The sequence below is a fragment of the Streptomyces sp. YIM 130001 genome (assembly GCF_003574445.1).
In the GTDB taxonomy this organism is placed as follows: domain Bacteria; phylum Actinomycetota; class Actinomycetes; order Streptomycetales; family Streptomycetaceae; genus Streptomyces.
The window spans coordinates 53,834-77,193 of record NZ_KZ984563.1; the positions used below are offsets into that span (position 1 = coordinate 53,834).

Annotated in this window: 18 protein-coding genes; 9 read left to right on the plus strand and 9 right to left on the minus strand. The window is 69.9% G+C overall.

The window, feature by feature from the left end:
- Nucleotides 1-37: 37 nt before the first annotated feature.
- Nucleotides 38-1,189, minus strand: coding sequence for a WD40/YVTN/BNR-like repeat-containing protein (locus DSC45_RS25960; protein WP_119294371.1), 1,152 nt, complete (start codon nucleotides 1,187-1,189; stop codon nucleotides 38-40).
- Nucleotides 1,190-1,438: 249 nt separating this feature from the next.
- Between DSC45_RS25960 and DSC45_RS25965 the strand changes: the two genes are divergently transcribed.
- The 4 genes from DSC45_RS25965 (at nucleotide 1,439) to DSC45_RS25980 (ending at nucleotide 7,572) form a co-directional block, all read left to right on the plus strand.
- Nucleotides 1,439-1,855 (plus strand): spore wall synthesis regulator SsgD, encoded by a 417-nt coding sequence (locus DSC45_RS25965; RefSeq protein ID WP_119294372.1) that lies wholly within the window; start codon nucleotides 1,439-1,441, stop codon nucleotides 1,853-1,855.
- Between the two features lie 412 nt (nucleotides 1,856-2,267).
- Nucleotides 2,268-3,917 carry an ABC-F family ATP-binding cassette domain-containing protein gene (locus DSC45_RS25970; RefSeq protein WP_240434857.1) on the plus strand — a complete coding sequence of 550 codons (1,650 nt, stop codon included), beginning with the start codon at nucleotides 2,268-2,270 and terminating at the stop codon, nucleotides 3,915-3,917.
- 132 nt (nucleotides 3,918-4,049) lie between these two features.
- Nucleotides 4,050-6,341, plus strand: coding sequence for an ATP-binding cassette domain-containing protein (locus DSC45_RS25975; protein WP_119294501.1), 2,292 nt, complete (start codon nucleotides 4,050-4,052; stop codon nucleotides 6,339-6,341).
- Between the two features lie 256 nt (nucleotides 6,342-6,597).
- Entirely contained in the window at nucleotides 6,598-7,572 is a 975-nt protein-coding gene (locus tag DSC45_RS25980; protein ID WP_119294374.1) for an acyl-ACP desaturase, read from the plus strand.
- A 66-nt stretch (nucleotides 7,573-7,638) separates the two neighbouring features.
- Here DSC45_RS25980 and DSC45_RS25985 read toward each other — a convergent pair whose 3' ends face one another.
- Both DSC45_RS25985 and DSC45_RS25990 read right to left on the minus strand, forming a co-directional pair.
- A complete protein-coding gene (locus tag DSC45_RS25985) occupies nucleotides 7,639-7,890 on the minus strand; it encodes a WhiB family transcriptional regulator (RefSeq protein WP_119294502.1) in 252 nt (83 codons plus the stop codon).
- Nucleotides 7,891-8,064: 174 nt separating this feature from the next.
- Entirely contained in the window at nucleotides 8,065-8,856 is a 792-nt protein-coding gene (locus DSC45_RS25990; RefSeq protein ID WP_119294375.1) for a VOC family protein, read from the minus strand.
- Nucleotides 8,857-9,121: 265 nt separating this feature from the next.
- On the opposite strand from DSC45_RS25990, the gene DSC45_RS25995 reads away from it, so the two are divergent.
- Nucleotides 9,122-10,333 (plus strand): glycoside hydrolase family 64 protein, encoded by a 1,212-nt coding sequence (locus DSC45_RS25995; RefSeq protein WP_162929356.1) that lies wholly within the window; start codon nucleotides 9,122-9,124, stop codon nucleotides 10,331-10,333.
- A gap of 137 nt (nucleotides 10,334-10,470) precedes the next feature.
- Here the strand turns inward: DSC45_RS25995 and DSC45_RS26000 are convergent, their stop codons facing one another.
- Together DSC45_RS26000 and DSC45_RS26005 are read right to left on the minus strand one after the other, a co-directional pair.
- Complete coding sequence (locus DSC45_RS26000) at nucleotides 10,471-11,544, minus strand: LacI family DNA-binding transcriptional regulator (RefSeq protein WP_119294377.1); 1,074 nt, start codon at nucleotides 11,542-11,544, stop codon at nucleotides 10,471-10,473.
- A 156-nt stretch (nucleotides 11,545-11,700) separates the two neighbouring features.
- Nucleotides 11,701-12,765 carry a multicopper oxidase domain-containing protein gene (locus tag DSC45_RS26005; RefSeq protein ID WP_119294378.1) on the minus strand — a complete coding sequence of 355 codons (1,065 nt, stop codon included), beginning with the start codon at nucleotides 12,763-12,765 and terminating at the stop codon, nucleotides 11,701-11,703.
- Between the two features lie 323 nt (nucleotides 12,766-13,088).
- Here DSC45_RS26005 and DSC45_RS26010 point away from each other — a divergent pair, with 323 nt between their 5' ends.
- Together DSC45_RS26010 and DSC45_RS26015 are read left to right on the plus strand one after the other, a co-directional pair.
- Entirely contained in the window at nucleotides 13,089-15,479 is a 2,391-nt protein-coding gene (locus tag DSC45_RS26010; RefSeq protein ID WP_240434858.1) for a ThuA domain-containing protein, read from the plus strand.
- Between the two features lies 1 nt (nucleotide 15,480).
- Nucleotides 15,481-17,712, plus strand: coding sequence for an OmpL47-type beta-barrel domain-containing protein (locus DSC45_RS26015; RefSeq protein ID WP_119294380.1), 2,232 nt, complete (start codon nucleotides 15,481-15,483; stop codon nucleotides 17,710-17,712).
- 67 nt (nucleotides 17,713-17,779) lie between these two features.
- On the opposite strand, the gene ligD is transcribed toward DSC45_RS26015, so the two are convergent.
- Nucleotides 17,780-18,817, minus strand: coding sequence for a non-homologous end-joining DNA ligase (gene ligD, locus DSC45_RS26020; protein WP_119294381.1), 1,038 nt, complete (start codon nucleotides 18,815-18,817; stop codon nucleotides 17,780-17,782).
- A 113-nt stretch (nucleotides 18,818-18,930) separates the two neighbouring features.
- Here ligD and DSC45_RS26025 point away from each other — a divergent pair, with 113 nt between their 5' ends.
- A complete protein-coding gene (locus DSC45_RS26025) occupies nucleotides 18,931-19,998 on the plus strand; it encodes an ATP-dependent DNA ligase (protein WP_119294382.1) in 1,068 nt (355 codons plus the stop codon).
- Here the strand turns inward: DSC45_RS26025 and DSC45_RS26030 are convergent.
- Genes DSC45_RS26030 through DSC45_RS26040 form a run of 3 tightly spaced genes read right to left on the minus strand, consistent with a single transcriptional unit; the run spans nucleotide 19,965 to nucleotide 22,345 of the window.
- Nucleotides 19,965-20,399 (minus strand): RidA family protein, encoded by a 435-nt coding sequence (locus DSC45_RS26030; RefSeq protein WP_119294383.1) that lies wholly within the window; start codon nucleotides 20,397-20,399, stop codon nucleotides 19,965-19,967. The genes DSC45_RS26025 and DSC45_RS26030 overlap by 34 nt on opposite strands.
- On the minus strand, nucleotides 20,396-21,523 hold the full coding sequence (locus tag DSC45_RS26035; RefSeq protein WP_119294384.1) for a mandelate racemase/muconate lactonizing enzyme family protein: 1,128 nt from the start codon (nucleotides 21,521-21,523) through the stop codon (nucleotides 20,396-20,398). Before DSC45_RS26035 ends, DSC45_RS26030 begins: the two co-directional genes overlap by 4 nt.
- A 57-nt stretch (nucleotides 21,524-21,580) precedes the next feature.
- Entirely contained in the window at nucleotides 21,581-22,345 is a 765-nt protein-coding gene (locus DSC45_RS26040; protein ID WP_119294503.1) for a creatininase family protein, read from the minus strand.
- A 70-nt stretch (nucleotides 22,346-22,415) separates the two neighbouring features.
- Between DSC45_RS26040 and DSC45_RS26045 the strand changes: the two genes are divergently transcribed.
- Nucleotides 22,416-23,354 carry an ROK family protein gene (locus DSC45_RS26045; RefSeq protein WP_162929357.1) on the plus strand — a complete coding sequence of 313 codons (939 nt, stop codon included), beginning with the start codon at nucleotides 22,416-22,418 and terminating at the stop codon, nucleotides 23,352-23,354.
- The last annotated feature ends 6 nt before the right edge of the window (nucleotides 23,355-23,360 follow it).

Below are 23,360 nucleotides of genomic sequence, written 5' to 3' on the forward strand. Positions count from 1 at the left end.
GTGCGGGCCGCCAGGTCGTCGCCGTCCTGCGCGGCCCTCAGCCGCGTCCGAGCAAGGCGACACGTCCCTTCTCCCCGGCCGCCCAGCAGGCCCCGGCGCGCGTGCAGTCGACGGTGTCGTACGAGCCCGTGTCGATGGTGCGCCAGGTGCGGCCACCGTCCCGCGTGAGGTCGGTGCCGGTGGGCCCGACGGCCAGAGCCCCGGACCGGCTGTGCGGCAACCAGGCCACTCCGGAGCGGTATGCGGGCGGCGGCTTCACCGACTGCCGCCAGCTGCGCCCGCCGTTCCCGGTGACCGCGGCCGCGTCCGGCGACGGCAGGTCCGCGGTGAAGTCCCCGCCCACAGCGAGTCCGTGGTCGCGGTCGCGGAAGGCCAGAGCGAACACCCCGCGCGCGGGGTCGCCCGCCGGGACGGTCGCATCGGCCGCTTTCCACGTACGGCCCCGGTCGCGGGAGTGCAGCACGCGCGCGTGGTCACCGCCCCCCGTGGACAGCCAGGCGTCCTGCGTGCCGGCGGTCACGAGACACTGCCCGCTCGCCGCGAATCCGGCCTCGCCCGGCAGCGCGTCGGGCATACCGGAGTCGGGCAGCACCGACCAGGAACGGCCGCCGTCGGAGGTGGCGAGGATCCGGAACCTGCCGTCCACGGGGTCGCTCACCGCGAGGCCGTTGCTCCGGTCGAAGAAGGACACGCAGTTGTAGAAGGCCGCCGGCTCGTCGTTACGGAACGTCTCGGTCCAGGTGGCACCTCCGTCGTCCGTGCGCAGCACCCGGGACGCGTCGCCTTCCCCGATCGCGAGGACGACCGCGCGCCGGGAGTCGAAGGCCTCCACGTCACGGAACTCGAGCCCGGACGCCCCGGGCGGTGACACGTCCCGCCAGCTGCGGCCGCCGTCCGAGGTGCGCAGGACCGTTCCTTCCGTCCCCGCGACCCAGGCGCTCTTCCGTCCGACCGCGGCAAGTCCCCTGAACCGTGCGTCCGTTCCGCTCGGTGTCTCCCGCCATGTCGGCTTCGCCGGACGCACAACGTCGCGCGCAGCTAGCCGGTCCGCACCGCGGGTGTCCCCACTCGCCGCCGGCCGAGCACCGTCGGCCTGCGCGGGGACGGCGTACGTTGCTGCCGCAAGTGCCGCGCACACGCCGATCGTCCACAGCCGGCGCGACCGCCTCGTCTTCCCCTCAGCCCTCATGCGCCGGGAAGCTAGCGGACCCGGCGATGTGCCGTCCAGAGCACCTCCGGCGGGCCACCGGGTGGGCACGTAACGGGTGTTGGCGAATCCGCGTGGCCGGACGTATGCCACACATCGCCATACCGCGCGGAATCACCGCAGGTCCGGGCCGGTGATACAGCTCACTGCCGGATCGGTGCACGGATTCCCGGGTTCCGTCGTCTAACCATGTACCGGAGTCGTCCGTCGAACCGTCGTAAGGAGCAGGCCTTGTCCACTGTGATCGAACACGCCGTTGAGGCCCGCCTGGTCGCCGCGGAGCCGCAGATGCTGACCATCCCCGCGAGCCTCCACTACGACCGCGACGACCCGTTCGCCGTCCGGATGACGTTCCCCGCGCCCGCGACCCTCGAGGGCGTCGACGTCTCGTGGTCGTTCGGCCGGGAGCTCCTGACCGCCGGCCTGGAGGAGTCCTCCGGCGACGGTGACGTGCGCATCAGGCCGTACGGATACGAGCGGACGGTGCTGGAGTTCCACGCACCCGAGGGCACGGCGATCGTCCACGTCCGCACGGCCGAGCTGCGGGGCTTCCTCAAGCGTTCCGCAGCCCTGGTTCCCGTCGGGCACGAGCATCTGCACCTGGAGATCGACGAGGATCTCGCGGAGCTGCTGCGCGACGCCTGCTGATTCCCGGGGTCCGGCGACAGGCGTCCCGCGACGGAAGTCCGGCGACAGACGGCGACCAGCGACCTGATCCAGCACCCCACGCACCTGGTGACCTGCCCGGATACGTCCGGCAGCACGCCCGCTCGCCGTCCGGTGCCAGAAAGGCGTTGACGCACGCCCCAGGCACTCGTACGGTGCATATCGCCCTGTTGTCGCCGATCGGAGTGGACCGTTGCTCGTCTGAGGTCTTGAGACACCACATAGCGCAGCACAGACTGCGCATGTCGCGTGCGACCTCGGCCGTCGAGCCGTCCTCCGTGGACCAGGGCCTCCCTTGCGCCCTCCGCCCGACCCGTTCTGGCCGGGTTCAGTCGCCGCATCCGTGTCTCACCGCGTTGCCCTGCACCCACTCATGCACGCGCCGGAGGCCGCTTTGTCTACTTTCCCGGGTTCGAACCCGTCCATCACCATCACCTCGCTCGACTTCTCGTGGCCCGACGGGACCGAGGTCTTCGACGGTCTGCAGGCCTCCTTCGCTCCGGGCAGGACCGGGCTCATCGGCGTCAACGGGTCAGGAAAATCAACTCTGTTGAAGCTGATCGCCGGCGTGCTCACGCCGGGCGCCGGCACGATCCGCACGGCCGGCGACGTCGGCCGGCTGCCGCAGAACGTCACGCTCGACACGGAACTCCGCGTCGACGAGGTCCTCGGCATCGCCGAGACCCGCACCGCCTTGCATGCCATCGAGGCCGGAGACGTGGCGGAGGAGCACTTCACCGCGGTCGGCGACGATTGGGACGTCGAGGAGCGTGCCGTCGCGGCGCTCGATGAGCTCGGACTCGGCCACATCGGTCTCGACCGGACGATCGGCGAGGTGTCCGGCGGCGAGTCGGTGCTGCTTCGCCTCGCGGCACTGCTGCTGCGCAGGCCGGCCGTACTGCTCCTGGACGAGCCGACGAACAACCTCGACCTGTACGCGCGCAGGCGGCTGTACTCCGCGGTCCAGGCCTGGTCGGGCGTGCTCGTCGTGGTCAGCCACGACCGCGAGCTCCTGGAACTCGTCGACCAGATCGCCGATCTGCGCGGCGGCACGATCACCTGGTACGGAGGAACGCTCTCCGCCTACGAGGAGGCACTCGCCGTCGAGCAGGAGGCCGCGGAACGCATGGTGCGGGTCGCGGAGGCCGACTTCAAGCGCCAGAAGCGAGAGCTGTCCGACGCCCAGGTGAAACTCGCCCGCCGGGTCCGCTACGGCGACAAGATGTTCGCCCAGAAACGCGAGCCGAAGATCATCATGAACGCCCGCAAGCGGGAGGCCCAGGTCTCGGCGGGCAAGCACCGCATCATGCACGAGGAGAAGCTGAAGGAGGCCAAGGAGCGGCTCGACACCGCTGTCGAGGCAGTGCGCGACGACGACGAGATCCGTGTCGATCTGCCGTACACGGCGGTACCGCCGGGCCGGTCCGTGCTCACCCTGCGCGAGCTCGGTCTGCGCTACGGGGCCCGTGTGGAGGGCGAGTTCGAGCTGCGCGGCCCCGAGCGCATCGCACTCGTCGGCCGCAACGGGGCGGGCAAGACCACCCTGCTGCGGACCGTCAACGGCGAACTCGAACCGGTCGACGGCGAGGCGACGGCCCATGTGCCCGTACGCTTCCTGCCGCAGCGCCTCGATGTGCTCGACGAGGCACTCACGGTCGCGGAGAACGTCGCACGAGCGGCACCGGACGCCGACAACAACCGGATCCGGGCGCGTCTCGCGCGCTTCCTGTTCCGGGGCGCGCGGGCCGACAAGGTGGCGGGAACACTTTCCGGCGGTGAGCGGTTCCGGGCGGCGCTCGCGGCGCTGCTGCTCGCCGAACCGGCGCCGCAGCTCCTGATGCTCGACGAGCCGACGAACAATCTCGACATGTCGAGCGTGCGTCAGCTGACCACTGCGCTGGAGAGTTACGAGGGCGCGCTGATCGTGGCCAGTCACGACCTGCCCTTCCTCGAGTCGATCGGCGTGACCCGCTGGCTGCTGCTCGACGGAGAACTGCGGGACACGACCGTGGAGGAGGTGCGGGACCTGATGATGTCCGCATGAATCCCCGACGGGGTCGCGGTCCGTGTCGGTGCTGCCGTCACGGACCGCGGAATCGTCCGTAAATCACGACAGGACCTGTCTGGTATCCACCGTAGCGTCGGCGGCATGCCAGCACAGACCTCGCGGCCGGTCATGCCGCAGCACATCGTCGTCACCGGCGCCCGGGAGAACAACCTCCAGGACGTCACCCTGCGCATCTCGAAGGGGCGCCTCACGGTCTTCACCGGGGTGTCGGGGTCGGGCAAGTCGTCGGTGGTCTTCGACACCATCGCCGTCGAGTCCCAGCGCCAGCTCAACGAGACGTTCACCTGGTTCATCCGCAACCGTCTGCCGAAGTACGAGCGCCCGCACGCCGACGCCCTGGAGGATCTGGCGCCGGCGATCGTCGTCGACCAGCGGCCCATCGGTGGCCACTCCCGGTCGACGGTCGGCACGATGACGGACATCCACTCGGTGCTGCGGGTGCTGTTCTCCCGGCACGGCACACCCAGCGCGGGCTCGGCCACCGCTTACTCCTTCAACGACCCGAGCGGTATGTGCGAACGCTGCGACGGGCTCGGGCGCACGGTCAGGCCCGACTACGACCGCATCCTGGATCCGGCGAAGTCGCTGGCCGAGGGCGGGATCGCGTTCCCTCCGTTCCGCCCCGGGACCTTCCACGGACAGACGTACGTCAACAGCCCGGACCTCGATCCGCACAAGCCGGTGGGCCACTTCACCGAGTCGGAGCGCGCGTTCCTGATGCGCGGGCGCGGGACGAAGGTACGGGTGAAGGGCAGCACCTTCGAGGTCGAGAACGACTACGAGGGCGTGGCCGACCGGTTCGACCGGCTGTATCTCAAGCGGGATCTGGCGGCACTCAGCCAGAAGACCCGCGATCTCGTCCAGGAGTACCTGGCCGAGGGCGAGTGCCCGAGCTGCCACGGGGCGAGGCTGAACGAGGCGGCGCTCGCCAGCCGGATCGACGGCCTCTCGATCGCCGACTGCTCGCGGATGGAGGTCACCGATCTGATCCCGATGCTGGCGGCGATCGACGACCCGGTGGGCCGGCCGATCGCGGCGGCCGCGGTGACCGCCCTGGAACGCATCCGCGCCATCGGCCTCGGCTATCTGAGCCTCGACCGGCCCACTCAGTCGCTCTCCGGCGGCGAGGGCCAGCGCCTGAAGATGGTGCGGCATCTGGGCAGCAGCCTCACCGGCATGACGTACATCTTCGACGAGCCGAGCATCGGTCTGCACCCGAGGGACGTCGGACGCCTCAACGATCTACTGCTCCGGCTGCGCGACAAGGGAAACACCGTCCTCGTCGTAGAGCACGACGCCGATGTGATCGCCGTTGCCGACCATGTCGTGGACATGGGGCCGGGCGCGGGCGCAGACGGCGGACGGGTGGTGTTCGAGGGGACCCCGAAGGCGCTGCGGAGGGCGGACACGCCGACCGGACGCTGTCTGCGCCGCCGAGGAGGGACGAAGGACGTCTGCCGCATTCCCACCGGCGGCCTGTGGGTGAAGAACGTGTCGCTGCACAACCTCAAGGACGTGTCGGTCGAGTTCCCGACGGGTGTACTGACAGCGGTCACAGGTGTCGCAGGATCGGGCAAGTCCACGCTGGTGTCGGGGGCGTTCACCGAGGCACATCCCCAGGCCGTGGTGGTGGACCAGTCGACGATCGGGATCTCGGCGCGCTCGACGCCTGCCACGTACCTCGGGATCATGGACGTCACGCGCAAGCTGTTCGCCCGCCTGACCGGCAGCGAGCCCGGGCTCTTCAGTTTCAACTCCGGTGGGGCCTGCGAGACTTGCCGGGGCCGGGGGGTCATCTACAGCGACCTGGCGTTCATGGATCCGGTGACGACGACCTGTCCGGACTGCGAGGGGCGCAGGTTCAAGGACGAGGTACTCGCGCTGCATGTGCAGGGCCGGTCGATCGCGGACGTACTGGACCTGACGGCCGATCAAGCGCTGGAGTTCTTCGGGTCGTTGGAGGAGTCTGCGGTCGGCACGGCGGCGGCGCCGAGGCGGCAGCTCGCGGCGCTACGCGATGTGGGCCTGACGTATCTGACGCTCGGGCAGCCGTTGAGCACACTCTCGGGCGGGGAGCGCCAGCGGATCAAACTGGCGACGCGACTGCACCGGACGGGCGCGGTGTACGTGCTGGACGAGCCGACCACCGGTCTGCACATGGCGGACGTCGACGGGCTCGTGGGGCTGCTCGACGGACTGGTCGACAACGGGAACACCGTGATCGTCGTGGAGCACAACCTGGACGTGATCCGCCGCGCCGACCACGTGGTGGACCTCGGGCCGGACGGCGGAAAGAACGGCGGTGAAGTGGTGTTCACCGGGACGCCCGCCGAGCTGCTCTCCGCGGAGGGTTCGTTCACCGCGCAGCATCTGCGGGATCTGGTGGACGGGACGGACTGACGACGGGGCGAAACCGGGGGTCCGGGGCCCGCCTGTCCGGGCGGGAGGCACCCCTCCGTACGTGACATGCCTCTCGCCCGGACACCCGGATTCCGGCCAGATCGAGTCCGATCCGGCCAGATCCGCAAGGTCATATCGTGAGGAACGGGACACGCCTCGCCCCCACCAGGCGATCTCCTTTACTCGCCACTTAACCTACGGTCTCGTAACCTACGAACCCGTAGGTAGCACTTCTCCCGTCCCCGCAGGAGCACCCGTGACGATCACCTCTCCCCACCTCGGCAGCTCGGGCACCTGGACCGACGCCAGGCTCCTCCACGCCCTGGAAGAGGTTGTCGAGAACGAACTCAACCGCCACCTCAAGGTCGCCAAGGACTGGATGCCGCACGAGTACGTGCCCTGGTCCGACGGCCGCAACTTCCCCGGATTCTTCGAGGACGGCGAAGACTGGCAGCAGGACCAGTCCAAGGTCACCGACATCGGCAGGACCGCCCTCATCGTCAACCTGCTCACGGAGGACAACCTCCCGAGCTACCACCACGAGATCGCCTCCCTCTTCGGCCGCGACGGCGCCTGGGGCACCTGGGTGCACCGCTGGACCGCGGAGGAGGGCCGGCACGGCATCGTGATGCGCGATTACCTGCTCACGTCCCGTGCCGTCGACCCGGACAAGCTCGAGACGTTCCGTATGGCGCACATGTCGGAGGGCTTCGAGTCCGACAACCGGCACTCGATGCTGCACTCCGTCGCCTACGTGGCCTTCCAGGAGCTCGCCACCCGCATCTCGCACCGCAACACCGGGCACCAGTCGGGCGACCCCGTCTGCGACCGGATGCTGGCGCGGATCGCCACCGACGAGAACCTGCACATGATCTTCTACCGGAATCTGCTCAGGGCGGCCTTCGAGCTCGCGCCCGACCTCACCATGATGTCCGTGCGAGACGTGGTCGTGAACTTCCGGATGCCCGGACACGGCATGCCCGGCTTCGAGCGCGCCGCCGCGCAGATGGCCATCGGCGAGATCTACAACATGCGCATCCACCACGACGACGTGCTGCAGCCCGTGCTGCGCTACCTGAAGGTCATGGAGATCACCGGGCTCGGCCCCGAGGGGATCAAGGCTCAGGAGGAGCTCGGGCTCTTCATGGGCGGTCTCGACTCGGAGGCCTCCAAGTTCGACGAGAAGCTCGCGGCGCGCAAGGCCAGGATCGCCGCTCGCGCAGCAGGCTGACAGCGGGTGTGCCCGGGCCTCGCGCCCCATGCAGGGGCCCGGGCACACCGCTTCTCGCGCCGTGCGTCAGCCTCGCCTGAGAGCGAGGCGCTCCTTCTCGGAGAGTCCGCCCCAGACGCCGAACCGCTCGTCGTGAGTGAGCGCGTAGTCGAGGCAGGCCAGGCGTTCCTCGCAGGCGAGGCAGAGGGCCTTGGCCTCCCGTACGGAGCCGCCCGGCTCCGGGAAGAAGAACTCGGGGCCGGTCTGCGCACACAGGGCCCCCTCCTGCCATGCGGGCCGGTCTTCCCGGCCCGTTTCGATGTTGGGCTTGCTGAGCATGGGCACCATGCTCGCCGCCGGCCCGAAACAAGCGATCAACGAACGCTGAACGCCCTGGCGGGGCAGTCACGCACGCGCCTCGCGAAGGTCGGCCACCACGCGGGGCGGCACTCCTCGACGCGCCCCACCACGGCCTCCGTCGCGCCGGCCGTCACTCTCCGTCGAGACGGGACGTCACTCGGCGGGCCTCGGCGCCGGCTGGATCACCGCGAGCTTCGCGCCGTAGGGGTCGGCCAGCTTGGCCACCCGGCCGACGCCCTCGATGTCCACGGGCCCGGAGCGCACCGAGCCGTCCGCCTCGCGGGCCCGCGCCACCGTCGCCTCACAGTCGTCCACGGCAAAGTACGGCAGCCAGTGCGAGGGGCCGCCGGCCTCCACCGGATCGTCCCCCTTGGCGACGATCCCGCCGAACATGCCCTCGGGGCCCGATCCCACCGGAAGCACCGTGACGTAACTGCTGCTCCCCATCGGCACGTCGAAGGTGTCCAGGCCCACCGCCGAGTAGAAGGCCGTGGCCGCGGCGACGTCGTCGGTGTAGAGCTCGGCCCAGTTCAGCGAGCCCGTCTCGTCGACCTTCTCCAGGCCCGGCAGGGTGCCGGGGCGCCAGACGTTGAAAGCCGCCCCCTGCGGGTCCGCCAGGATGCCCATGCGCCCGAGGTCGGCGACGTCCATCGGCTCCATGAGTGAGGAACCCCCGGCGTCCTGCACCGCCTTGATGGCGGCGTCCACGTCCGGCGTGCAGAAGTAGACGGACCACGTAGGGGCGGCCATGTCGGCGCCGACGGACATCCCGCCGGCCACCGTCCTGCCGTCGGAGGTGAACGTGCCGTACCCGCCGAACTCCGCGGGCCCCGGCGTGAACTCCCAGCCGAGGACCGCGCCGTAGAACTCTGCGGCTGCCTCGATGTCCGGAGCGCAGTAATCGGTCCAGTTCAGCGAACCGGTGACGAAACGGGTCGTGAGCATGATCGGCTCCTTGAATGAGTCCCGTTGTCCCTTTCCACCCGAGTCTTCCACCGGCGACCGACAAGCGCCGCCCGTGGCCGTCCGAGGGGAGATCGGCAAGATTCATTTTGTGAAGACGGTAACTTTCTGAGAGCGCTCTCAGTCACAACTCTTGACGCCGGAGACGACGCCCGCAACATTGATAACCCGCAGGGCGCCTCCCCCCAACTACCGCACGCCCCTGTGTCCCCCACACTTCAGGAGTGTCTCAGTGATATCGCGCCGAATGTTCCTCACCGCGGCGGTCGGCACCACCGCGGCCCTGACGTACCCCGTCTGGGGCACCGCCCTCGCCCCCAAGGCGAACGCGGCTCCCGAGACCTGCGAAATCGCCCTGGAGAACAAGTCGTTGGAAGGCACGGTGCACGCCTACGTCACCGGTCACGAGCTGAGCTCGGACGCCTGGGTGCTGCTCAAGGCCGACGGCAGCGTCTACAAGCCCGCGGACGTGTCCGAGCCCGAGACGCCGCTGCCCGAGGACTGCGCGATCCCGCTCGGCGGCCCGGGCTCCGAGCCGGTGGTCCTGACGCTGCCTCAGATGTACGGCGCCCGCGTCTACTTCGTGCGCGACGACAAGCTCGACTTCTTCCTCAACCCGGGCCCGTCGCTCGTGGAGCCCGCGTTCTCCACGCCCGAGGACCCCAACTACGGCCGCGTCTGGTCGTTCGCCGAATTCACGTTCAACACCGAGCAGTTGTACTCCAACATCAGCTACGTGGACCTGGTGACATCGTTGCCCATCGGGATCACGCTCAAGGGCGACGAGGAGCACACCGTGGCCCCGCTGCCGGACGGCGCGGTGGACAAGATCGCGTCCGACCTGGTGGCGCAGGCCGAGAAGGACGGCCAGCCCTGGGACAAGCTCGTCATCCGCGGTGACGGCGACAGCGTCCTGCGGGTCATCTCGCCGCAGAACGCGATGGCGCCGTTCTTCGGCACGCCCGACGAGATGCCCTTCCGCGACGTGTTCGCGGACTACATCGACGAGGTGTGGGAGAAGTACCGTTCGACCGATCTCAAGATCGACCTGCAGGGCGGACGCGGTGTGCTCACCGGACGGGTCGAGGGCGACACCCTGACCTTCGAGGGCGGACACACCTTCTCCAAGCCGGAGTCGAAGGACATCTTCACCTGCAACCACGGTCCGTTCGCCAACAACCCGGACGACCCCGACGACAAGAAGGGCCTGCTCGCCCGGGTCGCGGCCGGCTTCAACCGCAGCATCATGCTGACCCACCCGGAGCAGCCGAACGGCGCCACCGCCGACGACTACTACGGCGAAGCGGTGACCAACCACTACTCGCGTGTGGTGCACGCCAACTCCCCGATCGGCTACGCCTTCCCGTACGACGACGTACGGCCGGACGGCGAGCCGGACGAGTCGGGCGCCGCACACGACGGCAACCCGCAGCGCTTCACGGTGTCCGCCGGGTCCTGATCCCCCTGGGTCCCGGGATCACCCTCCCGGGTCTCCGGCACGCTCCGTGAGCACGGGCCTCGGCCACCCTCCTCAGGCCGGGGCCCGTACCGCTGCCCGGACGCAGGCAGACGTGCGGGCGGGCCCGGTGGCAGGGCTCAGGCCGAGTCCCGCCTGACGAGCACGGTCGGCGTCACGATCGAGGCGGGAGCGGCCTCCACGCGCGCGTGGAGGCCATGGCCCGCCGGCTCGGGCCCGGCCGCCGGCAGGGACCCCCGTTCCAGGCTTCGCAGCAGAAGTCTGGCCATCATGCGCCCCATCTCCTCGATGTCCTGGCGCACGGTGGTGAGCGGCGGTTCGGTGCGCCCGGCCAGCGGGAGGATGTTGTCGAAGCCGATCACCGCGACGTCCTCGGGGACGCGGCGGCCGGCCTCGCGCAGCACCCTCAGGGCGCCCGAGGCCGACAGGTCGTTGGCCGCGAACACCGCGTCCAACTCCGGTCTGCGGTCCAGGAGTTCGCGCATCGCGCGCTCGCCGCCCTCCGGCGTGAAGTCGCCCTCGGCGATCAGCGCGCCGTCCGCGTCCGGCAGCACGTCCCGATACCCGTCCAGGCGGTCCGCGGCCGATGTCTGGTCGAGCGGACCGGTGATGTGCGCGACCTTCCCGCGGCCGAGCGACAGCAGGTGGCGCACCGCGTCGCGAGCGCCGCCGCGGTTGTCGCAGTCGACGTACGGAGTGCTCTCCTCCGCGGGGTCGGGGCGACCGCCGAAGACCGTGGGCAGGCCCGACGACCGTACGATCGCGGGCAGTTCGTCCTGCGTGTGCACCGAGAACACCAGGGCGCCGTCGACGTGGCCGCCCGCCAGATAGCGCCCCACGCGCGCGTAGTCGCTCTTCTCCTCCACGAGCAGGAGGACCAACTGCGAGTCGTGAGCGGTGAGTTCCTTGCTGATGCCGCGCAGCTGCCGACCGAAGAAGGGGTCGCTGAACACGCGGGTCTCGGGCTCGGCGATGATCACCGCCACGGCGTCGTGGCGGCGGGTGACGAGGCTGCGGGCGGCCCGGTTCGGCACGTAGCCGAGCTCCTCGACGACACGCATCACCTTCCTCGCGAGGGGGGCGGTGACACCCGCGCCGCCGTTGACCACCCGGGAGACCGTGGCACGGGACACACCGGCCCGCGCGGCCACGGCCTCCAGAGTGGGACGTGGGGCGGCGGGCTTGTCAGTCAACGAAACGCTCCTCGACGGCGGTCGGCGGCCGGTACGGCCCGCCGCAGCTCAGGATAGCCACCGGGGGCGCAGACTCACCCGTCGCTGAGAGCGCTTTCTGGATCTGTGCGGCCGCCCGCGCGGGGCAGCCACCCCGGTGGCGGCCCCGCGCGGCCCTCAGTGGTGGCCCGCGTGCCCTTCCGCCGCCTTCTCGCCCGGTTCCGCGCCGCCCTGCGCGCCCTTCCCCGACTTGTCCGACTTCGCGCCGTGGCCGCCGTGGTCCCCGTGCCCGGGCACGGTGCCGTCCGGCTTGGCCACCAGGAGGAACCCGGCCATGCCCATGTCGGAGTGGCTCTGCACGTGGCAGTGGTACATCCAGGCGCCGGCGCCGACCCCCTCCCCCGCGATGATCTGCAGACCGAAGGTGTCGGCGGGTCCGGTGATCTTGTTGTCGATCACCGGGGACGTGTCGTCGGGGCCGGCCAGGATGCCGGTGCGGTTGTCGGCCCAGCGGTGACCGTGGATGTGGAACGTGTGGTAGTACTCACCGTGCGTGATCACGATCATCTCGACGCGGTCCTCGACGGTGACCTCGAAGTCGGGCCCCTTGTCGAGGTTGTTGATCGTCATGTCGTTGAACACGATGGTGAACGTCTTGTCGGGCAGCGGGTCCCCGTCGCGTCGTACGACCAGCGGGCCGTAGAGGCCCTTGCGGAGTCCGCCCGTGCCGTGGTCGGTGCCGACGACGTGGTCGTGGTAGTTCCAGTACCCGGCGCTGCCCGCACGCCAGGTGCCGTCCTTGCGCTTGCCCGGGGCGTGGGTGCGCCACGTGTAGGTGCGGGTCTCGCCGGGTTCGACGTGGCTGTTGTTGTGCCGGGTGCCGTCGCTGGTGATCTCGTAGTCCACCCCGTGCGGGTGGAGGCTCGCGGCGACCTTGGAGGTGTTCTCCACCTCGATGTGCAGGGTGTCGCCCTCCACCATTTCGATCAGCGGCCCGGGGATGGTGGCCTTGCCCTTCTCCAGGCCGTAGCCCATCTGACCGTCGGGGAGGTCCTCGACGTACAGCTTGAGGTGCCGGTCCTCCTTGGCTGCGACGGCCTTCTTCGGCGCCTTGCCGTCCTCGGCGACGGACTCCGTCGGGAACGCGGCTGACATCGATGTCAGCCCCGTAGCCGCGACCGCTCCCCCGGCGAAGAGCCGCCGGTTGAAGCTCCGCCTGCCGATGCCACCCGCTTCACGCATCACCGAACTCCCCACATCTGTACGGAGATTGACAGGGGCAGCATGGACCTAAGGCTCCCCAGGGACACCACACCGTAGCGGCGCGGGCGTGGTTTATCCACACTCAGGACAAAGTTCGAGGTATTCCGGTCATACCTATTGGCGAGCCACGAAAAGAGGTCTAGCTTCCTTGGCGCCGTTGCTGTATCCGACGAGGGGTGGGTGAACACATGCGGCTGACACCGCATCAAAAGCCCTTGGCACCACAAGGGTTGAGCAGATCCAGACGCAGAGCACGACGAGCCCTTGGCGCAGGACTGCTGGCCGGGGCGGTGACCGCGGGAATGCTCGCCACTTCACCCGCCACCGCCCGTCCGTATCCCGATGCGCCTGAGACAACGATGTCCATCCAGTCCCCGCCCGGCGGGGACAACGTGCGGGTGCTGGTCTTCCACGGCTCCGCGAACGAGGAATCGCCGGTGGTCAACGCCGGTATCGAGGCGGTCGAGAAGATCGGCCGGTCCGGCCCCGCGGGCCAGCGGTTCACCATCACCGCGACCGACGACGCCTCTGTCTTCACCGACGACACCCGCCTGAGCCGCTTCAACGCCGTCGTGTTCCTCACGGGCGCCGGTGATGTGCTGGACGGCCAGCAGGAGTTGGGCCTGGAGGCGTACATGGAGGCCGGTGGCGGCTTCCTCGGTCTGCACGATGCCGCCCGCACCGAGCCGTACTCGGACTGGTACACCGGTCTGATCGGGGCCCGCCCGACCGCGGGCAGCGGAGCCACCGCCCAGCGCGCCACCGTCGAACTCGGTGACCGGCAGCACCCGGCGACCAAGGAGCTGCCACTGGAGTGGAAGCGCCCCGACAAATGGCTCAACTGGGAGAAGAATCCCTCGGGTTCGGTGCACACCGTGGCCCGCGTACGGGAGACCACGTACAAGCCCGGTGAGGGTGCGAACGGCGCCGACCACCCGGTCTCCTGGTGCCGGGACTACGACGGCGGACGTTCCTTCTACACCGGCATGGGCGGCACCGCCGACTCCTACGCCGAGGCCGACTTCCGCGACCACCTGCGTGGCGCGCTGCTGTGGACGACCCGTCTGGTGCGGGCCGACTGCAAGGCGGCCATCGACTCCAACTACAAGGCCGAGCGTCTCACCGAGCCCAACAAGCCCGGCGAGAACGACCAGATCGGCGAGCCGCACGGCCTGGTCACGGCCCCCGACGGCCGCGTCCTGTACATCGGCCGCGGCGGCGCGGACGCCTCCCAGCCCGTGGTCACCGACTGGGACGACCCGGACATCGGCAAGGGCAAGGGCGAGATCCACGTCTACGACCCGAAGACCAAGAAGACCACGCTCGCCGGAGCACTCACCGTCTTCGGCAACAAGGGCGGCGGCGACGAACTCGTCAAGGTCGAGGAGGGGTTGCTCGGTATCGAGCTCGACCCGGACTTCGAGTCGAACGGCTGGGTGTACCTGCACTACACGCCGCACTCCCAGATCGACCGCGACAAGCACATGGCCGAACGCCGGGTCTCCCGCTTCACGTTCGACCTGGAGACGAACAAGCTGGCCACCGACAGCGAGAAGGTCCTGCTGAAGTGGCCGGTCCAGATCCACAGCTGCTGCCACGCGGGCGGCGGCCTGGCCTGGGACTCGAAGGACAACCTGTACATCGCGACGGGCGACAACAACTCCAGCCAGTTCAGCGACGGTTACTCGGGCAACAACCCGGAGCCGAACTTCAAGGGCGTCTCCTTCGCCGACGCGCGGCGCACCGCCGGCAACACCAACAACCTCAACGGCAAGATCCTGCGGATCCACCCGGAGGACGACGGCACCTACACGCTGCCGGAGGGCAACCTCTTCACCGGTGAGGAACCGGACGAGGGCGGCGGCAAGACCCGCGGCGAGATCTACGTGATGGGGGTACGCAACCCGGCGCGCATCTCGATCGACAAGGCGACCGACACGCTGTACGCGGGCTGGGTCGGTCCCGACGCCGCTGAACCGTCGACGACTTGGGGCCCGGCGAAGTACGACACGTTCGCCGCGATCACCGAGCCGGGCAACCACGGCTGGCCGTACTGCATGGGCAACAAGCAGCCCTACCGCGACCGGAACCTGCCGGATCCGACCAAGCCGCTCGACTGGTACGACTGCGACGCCCCCAAGAACGAGTCGCCGAACAACGACGGTCTGGTCAAGATCCCGCCGGTCACCAGCAACACCATCTGGTACTCCCCCGCCGGCGGCGGCCCGGACTTCCCGCGCGACGAGAACGGCGTCCCGTCCTACAAGGAGGACGAGCAGAAGTTCCTGCTGCCGTGGCTCAAGGGCGGCGGCCAGGCCGCGATGAACGGGCCCGTGTACCGCTACGACGCCGACAGCACCAGCGAGGACAAGTGGCCCTCGTACTGGGACGGCAAGTGGTTCGTCGGCGACTTCTACGACACCGACCAGCCGCGGCACGCGGTGCTCACCGATCCCAAGACCGTGGGCAAGGGCGGCGTGCCCGTGCACGCGGAGTCCCTGAAGAAGATCGTCCCCATCGGCGACGAGGGCATCAAGAACCTGATGGACTGGAAGTTCGCTCCCGACGGTTCGCTCTACGTCCTCGACTACGGGCGCGGCTTCTTCACCTCGGACGCCAAGTCCGCGCTGTGGCGCGTGAAGTACGAGGGCGGCGGGGCCACACCGAAGGCCGACTGGCTGGCGAGGGGCTGACATGAGACACAGACACACCGGCAATCGGCCGTGGCAGATCCTGGCGACCGCGTTCCTGCTGCTCGTCGGACTGCTCGCGCCGGCCGCGTTCGGCCAGGACGTGCCCGAGGCGGGTCAGTCGGGTGGCGGAAAGGCCGCGGCGGAGCAGACGCTCAACTGGACCGCGGGCGACCCGATCGACAAGTACCTGTCGGCGCCGACCACGGCGGTCGCGGGTCCGACGACGATCGTCTTCGAGAACAGCGAGGCGACCGGCAACACGACGAGCATGCCGCACACGCTGACGTTCGACACGTCCAATCCGGACTACAACAACGACGTCACGTTGAACCTGCTCGCCAACCCCTCGGACGCCGAGGGCGGCAAGCACACCGCCGAGGTCACCCTGACGCCGGGCACGTACCGCTACCACTGCACGATCCCGGGTCACGGCACGATGGAGGGCACCCTCGAGGTCACCGAGGGCGGCGGCGAGGACACCACCGCCCCCGAGACCGACGCGAAGGTGGACGGGACGCAGAACGCCGACGGCGACTATGTCGGCCAGGCCACCGTCACCGTCACGGCGACGGACGAGAGCGGCGGCTCCGGCGTCGAGAAGACCGAGTACGCGATCGGCGACGACGGCGAGTGGCAGCCGTACACGGACCCGGTGGTCGTCGATCAGGTCGGCGCCCACAAGATCCGGTACAGAGCCACCGACGCGGCGGGCAACACGTCCGAGGAGAAAACCACCGAGTTCAACGTGGTGGCCCCCTCGGGCGACGACACCGACGCACCGGAGACCTCGGCCACCGTCACGGGCGAGGAGAACGAGGACGGCGCCTACGTCGGCACGGCCACGGTCACCGTGGCGGCCTCCGACGCGGGTTCGGGAGTCAACACCGTCGAGTACGCGGTCGGTGACGGCGCGTGGCAGCCGTACACCGAGCCGGTGGCCTTCCAGGAGGCCGGGTCCTACACGGTGAAGTATCGCGCCACGGACAAGGCGGGCAATGCCGCGGAGGCGAAGGAGGTCACCTTCGAGGTGGTCGCCCCGCCGGCCGAGGACAAGACCCCTCCGGAGACCTCGGCGAAGGTCGAGGGCACGAAGAACTCGAACGGCGCCTACATCGGCAAGGCCTCGGTGTCGGTCACCGCGACCGATGACGACTCCGGCGTGGACACCATCGAGTACTCGCTCGACGGTGCGCCCTATGTGGCGTACGACAAGGCCGTCGTCGTGGACCGGATCGGCCGGCACAGCGTGGCCTACCGTGCGACCGACAAGGCGGGCAACACGGCGGAGGCCGAGTCCGCCGGGTTCACGATCGTCGAGGGCGGTGGCGTGCCCTCGCCCAACTGCCCGGAGTACGACGAGCGGGACACCGTCTTCCTCGGTGAGGTGGACAGCGGCGTGCCGAACCGGATGACCAAGTCCCGTTGCACGATCGGCGAGTTGATCGAGGACGAGAAGGACTGGTCCTCGCACGCGCTGTTCCTCAAGCACGTGGACGAGGTGCTCGAGGACCTGCTCGACGAGGGTGTGATCGACCAGCGTGAGCGGAAGACCGTGTACCAGGCGGCCAAGACGTCCGGGATCGGCAAGCCGGGCCAGAACACCGGCTACAAGCCCATCTTCGACGGCACGCAGAAATCGTTCGACAAGTGGCAGCAGGTGGGCGGCGGCAAGTTCGGTCTGAACGAGGACGGCTCGATCACCTCCAGCACCGAGGTCGACGGCATGGGCATGCTGTGGTTCCCGGAGCGGAAGTTCGAGGACTTCTCGATCAAGCTGCAGTGGCGGGACGACGCTCCCGGCAACGGGAACGCCAACGGCGGTCTGTTCGTCCGCTTCCCGCAGGTCCACGACCACCCGGAGGAGTCACGTCCGGAGTGGGTCGCCATCAACTACGGCCATGAGATCCAGATGCTCGACCGGCCGGACGGCGACATCTACAAGACCGGTTCGGTCTACGGGTTCGACCGCGTGGGCCTGGCCGGCGCGGGCGTGACGCCGAAGGGCACCTGGAACGACTACGAGGTCCGGGTGGAGGATCAGCACTACTCGATCTTCCGCAACGGCGAGCTGATCAACGAGTTCGACAACACCGGCGGCCAGGTCTTCGAGCCGCCGCGTGACGGCGACCCGGGTACCGACGGGCGGCGCTACGCATCCGGCTATGTCGGCCTTCAGGTGCACGGGGTCACCGATGTGATCTCGTACCGCGACATCCGGGTCAAGGAGCTGTAGTCCGGGTGTCCTGATCAAAGCGGCGCGCCCTCTGTCCGGTCGACGGTCAGGGGGCGCGCTCGTGTGTTCAGGAGTCGCCGGGTCCGTCGTCCTCGTCGTCGTGACGGGCGCGGCTCGGCTGGACGCGCTTGGGCTCGCCCGGCATCTTCGGGTACTCCGGCGGATAGGGCAGGTCGCCGAGGCCGCGGTCGTGTTCGTCGCGGTCCGCGAGTTCGAGGAGGGCGTCGAGGCGGTGGCGCCGGTCGTCCATGTCGGCGTGCACATCGCCGAGTCGGGCGTAGCGCTCGGGCATGGTGGCCAGGTCGAAGTCCTCGGGTACCGCGTCGTCGAGTTCGTCCCAGCGCAGGGGTGCGGAGACGGGGGCGTTGGGGCGGGGGCGGACCGAGTAGGCGGAGGCGATGGTGCGGTCGCGGGCCGTCTGGTTGAAGTCGACGAAGATGCGCGAGCCGCGTTCCTCCTTCCACCAGGCGGTGGTGACGCCGTCGGGCATCCGGCGTTCCAGCTCGCGGCCGCAGGCGATGGCGGCGCGGCGGACCTCGGTGAACGTCCACCGGGGTTCGACGGGCACGAAGACGTGCAGGCCGCGGCCGCCGGAGGTCTTCGGCCAGCCGTGCAGTCCGCCGAAGTCGGCCAGTACCTGCTTGAGTTCGTGGGCTGCCCGCACCGCGTCGTGGTAGTCGGTGCCGGGCTGCGGGTCGAGGTCGATGCGCAGTTCGTCGGGGTGGTCGGTGTCGTCGCGGCGGACCGGCCAGGGGTGGAAGGTGAAGGTGCCGTACTGGGCGGCCCAGATGACGGCGGCGACCTCGGTGGGGCAGATCTCGTCGGCGGTGCGGCCGCTGGGGAAGGCGATGCGGCCGGTGGGGATCCAGTCGGGCAGGTTCTTCGGGGCCCGCTTCTGGTAGAAGGACTCGCCGTCCACGCCCTCCGGGTAGCGCTGCAGCGTGGTGGGGCGGTCGCGCAGGGCGCGCAGGATGCCGTCGCCGACCGTGAGGTAGTACTGCGCGAGGTCGAGCTTGGTGAATCCGCGCTCCGGAAAGTAGACCTTGTCCGGGCTGGAGAGGCGCACCTTCCGGCCGCCCGCGTCGAGCTCCACGGCTGCTCCCATGCGAGTCACGGTAGGCATCCGGGGCGCGGTGCGCACCCCGGGCGCACATCGGATTCGGCGGTGTCTCGCGCACACACCGGGCGGCGCGGGCGCATCCGCAGCAGAATCGAGGCATGGATCTGCCGGTGATGCCGCCCGTGAAGCCGATGCTCGCCAAGTCCGTGGCCCGGATCCCGTCCGGGATGAGTTACGAGGGCAAATGGGACGGGTTCCGGGCGATCGTGTTCCGTGACGGCTCGGAGGTGGAGCTGGGCAGCCGTACGGGCAAGCCGTTGACCAGGTACTTTCCCGAGCTGGTAGCGGCGCTTCAGGAGAAGTTGCCCGAGCGCTGTGTGCTGGACGGCGAGATCGTGATCGCGCGGGACGGCAGGCTCGACTTCGACGCTCTGACCGAGCGGATCCACCCGGCGGATTCGCGGGTGCGGCTGCTGGCCGAGCGGACTCCGGCCTCGTTCGTGGCCTTCGATGTGCTGGCGCTCGGTGACGCGTCACTGCTCGATGCCCCGTTCGTCGACCGGCGCGCCCGTCTCGTGGAGGCGCTCGACGCCGCCACTGCGCCGGTCCATGTGGCGCCGGCGACGACGGACGAGGCGACTGCGGCCGAGTGGTTCACGGTCTACGAGGGCGCGGGGCTGGACGGGGTGGTCGCGAAGCCGCTCGACCTGCCGTACCGGCAGAACGAGCGCCTGATGTACAAGATCAAGCACGACCGCACGGCCGATGTCGTGGTGGCGGGCTACCGCTTCCACAAGTCGGGCCCCGTGGTCGGCTCGCTGCTCCTCGGCCTCCACGACGACAAGGGCACGCTGCAGCACGTCGGCGTGTGCGCGGCGTTCGCGATGAAGCGGCGCGAGGAGCTGGTGGCGGAGCTGGAACCGCTGCGGATGGAGTCGGCGGACGGTCATCCGTGGGCGGCCTGGGCTGAGGAGTCCGCGCACGAAACGGCCCGCCTGCCGGGCGCCCCGAGCCGCTGGTCGGGCAAGAAGGACCTGTCGTGGGTGCCGCTGCGGCCGGAGCGGGTCGCCGAGGTCGCGTACGACCACATGGAGAACGGCGCCCGCTTCCGGCACACGGCGCAGTTCCGCCGCTGGCGCCCCGACCGCACGCCCGAGAGCTGTACGTACGACCAGCTGGAGGAGCCGGTCGGCTACGACCTCGGCGAGGTGCTCGGGGAGGGCTGACCGTCCGCCCTGCGGACCGCGACGACGTCGATCTCGACGAGGATGTTCATGAGGTCCGAGCCGACCGTGGTGCGGACCGGGTACGGGGGTGTGAAGAACTCCTCGTAGGCGCGGTTGAACTCCGCGAAGTCCCGGTGCAGGTGCTGCAGATGGACGGTCGTCTTGACGATGTCGGCGGCGTCCAGGCTCTGTTCAGCGAGGACCGCGAGGACGTTGCGCAGTACCTGGGCGGTCTGTTCGCCGACGGTGTCCGCGACGGCTCCGGTCGCCGGGTCCTGCGGGCCGAAGCCGGCGGTCCAGACGAACCCGGCCGCCTCGATGCCCTGGCTGTAGGCGCCGGCGGGGCGGGGTGCGCCGTCGGTGGTGACAGCGCGGTGGGCGGTGGTGTCGGGCCCGGTCATCCGGTGAGGTCTCCTTCGCGTGCGTTGACGGCGGCGTAGTGGCGCAGCTTGTCCTCGTCGACGGTGACGCCGAGCCCGGGCCCCTGGGGCACGGTGAGGCGGCCGCGGTGGAAGGTGAGCGGCTCGATGATGTCGTCGGCGTGCAGGTAGTACATGGAGTCGATGGCCCGCCCCAGGACCGGCGTGCTGGCGACGACGGCGAGGTGTGCGGCGGTCGCGATACCGAGTTCGCCGCCGCTGTGCAGGTTCATGCCGAGGCCGAAGGTCTCGCAGTGGGCGGCAAGCGCCTTGGTCGGTGCGATGCCGCCCCATTTGTAGACGTCGCCGTGGATGATGTCGACGGCCCGCAGGCGCATGGCGGGCGCGAAGTCCTCGAAGCGGACGACGCACATGTTGGTGCACAGCGGGATGCGCACCTGGGCGTGCACCTGGCTCATGCCCTCGATGCCGACGCAGGGGTCCTCGAGGTACTCGAGGCCGAGGTCCTCCAGGGCGCGGCCGGCGCTGACGGTGTCGGGCACGGACCAGGCGGCGTTCGGGTCGACGCGCAGCTTGATGGCGGGCAGCCGGTCGCGGATGGCGCGCAGGATCGCCACGTCTCCGTCGATGTCGAGGGTGCCCTTGAGCTTGACGGCCTCGAAGCCGCCTTCGTCGACGACGCTCGCGGTGTGCTCGGCGAGTGCGGGGCCGAGGTCCGCTCCGGTGGCGCCGCCGGCGTCGGCGCGGGTGATCAGGGCGGTGAGCGGCACCTCTTCGCGTACGGGGCCGCCGAGCAGGTCGGTCACCGAGTGGCCGGAGGCCTTGCCCATCAGGTCCCAGCAGGCGACGTCGAGGGCGGCTATCGCCGCGTAGCCGAGGTAGCCGTGGAAGAACGGCACCATGTGCTGCTTGCGGTGGAAGGCCTCGAGGGCGAACGGGCTGGTCCCGATCAGGTCCTGCGCGAGGCGGCGGACCAGGGCTGCGACGGGCTGCCCCCACATGGTCTCGCCCCAACCGACGATGCCCTCGTCGGTGCTGATCCGCACCACGGTGCGGGTCTCGCCGGTCTTGGTCTCGAAGGAGCTGGTGAACGGGTTGGTCAGCGGCAGGTTGACGACCTGCACGTCGACATCGGTGATCTTCAAGGTTCTCCTCGGTGGTGCGGGTGCTCGTCCGGTTCGGTGGAGCGGACGGGGCCGGGTTCAGTCGCTGTGGGTCCGGGTCGCCGTGTCGAAGGCGCGGATCGCGTCGGCCAGTTGCGCGGCCCGGGCGGCGAGCAGCCTCCCTCCGCGCTCGGCATCGGCGCCGGACGGGTCGTCGGTGGCACCGCCCACCCGCTCCCACTCGCCGTACCGCTCGACGGTGAGTCCGGCGTGCGGCGGCCGGTCGAAGAGCGGCGGCGGCTCGACCGGTTCGCGTACGGGCAGCGGGGTGCGGACGAGGTCGGGGTGTGCGGCGAGCATCAGGGAGGTCTCGAACCAGCCGGCGTGCCCGGGTGTGACCTCGGGCCGGCCCGTCTCCTGCTCGCTCGGCGAGGGTTCTCCGAGGCTCCAGTACGAGCAGGCGGCGACGGCGACGTCCGTGTGCAGGGCGAATTCCTTGACCGCGAGCCGCATGATCTCGTCGTTGCCGCCGTGACCATTGACGATCATGATGCGGCGGTAGCCGCTGCGGGCCAGCGAGCGCAGGATGTCGCCGAGCACGGCGGACAGGGTCGCGGCCGACAGCGAGACGGCGGCGGCGAAGAGGTGGTGCGGACTGTGCCCGTACGGGAGGACGGGCAGCCGTACGATCTGGGGCCCGTCCTGCTCGAGCAGGGTGGCCGCGCGGTCGACGACGGCGCTCGCGAGGAGCGTGTCGGTGCCCATCGGGAGATGGTCCGCGTGCTGTTCCTGGGAGCCGATCGGCAGCAGGGCGATCCCGCTGCGTCCGGCGTCCCGTGTCTCACGCCAGGTGAGCCCGGTCATGTCCCACACCGGTCTGTCTCCTTCGTTTCGGCCGTGGCAGAGTCTGCGCATGGCTGTTGAACGTCCCTCGCTGCGTCTCGTACCGGAACCGGAATCAGGTCCTCCTGCGCCGCGTCCGGCTCTGGGCGCCGTCGAGGTGCTGCCGGGACTGGTCCGGGCCGCGCTGGTGTCGCGTGCGGGCGAGCTGCTGCACCGCACCGAGACAGCCTTCGACGCGGCCGGCCCGCGGTCCTGCGTGGACGAGGCACTGCGTGCCGCGGCCGAGGCCTGCTTCCGCGGCGAGGGGCGCAGGCCGGCCGGTGTCGGTGTCGCCGCGGCAGGACTGGTCGACCCGGCGACCGGCACGGTGCTCGAGGTGAACGATGTGCCGGCCCTGCACGGCTACCCGGTGGCCGCCGTGCTGTCCGCACTGGTCGCGGCACCGGTCCACGTGGAGCACCGGGCGCGTCTTCAGGTGCTCGGCGACCGCTGGTTCGGGGCGGGCCGCGGACGTCGTACGTTCGCCTCGGTGGCCACCGGCGAGGTGCTCGGGGTCGGGCTCCTCTACGACGGGGCGGTGCTCGCTCCGGACGGCGGACGCAGCGGCGCCCACATGACCGTCGCGGCCAGCGGCGAGCGCTGCACCTGCGGCGCCCGCGGCTGCTGGAAGACGATGGCCACCACACGCTGGCTGCGCCGCCGCGCGCAGGAGGCGGGTCTCACCGGTGTGACGTCCCTCGCGGACCTGGCGGACCGCGACGACGCCACGGCGCGCACCGTCGTCGAGGAGTACGCGGACAATCTGGCCCTGGGGCTCGTCAACGTCCAACAGCTGTTCGCACCGGGCCTGTTCGTGCTGCACGGGGAGGCCCGCGAAGGCGGTGAGCCCTTCCGCGCCCGGATCGAGGAGCGGCTGCGGCGCGACACCGCCTGGTCGACGGCGGAGCCGCCGCGCGCGCTGCTCGGCGACGTGGGTCCTGACGATGTGGCGCTGCTCGGCGGGGCCGGGCTCGTGCTCACGCATGCGTAGCGGCGT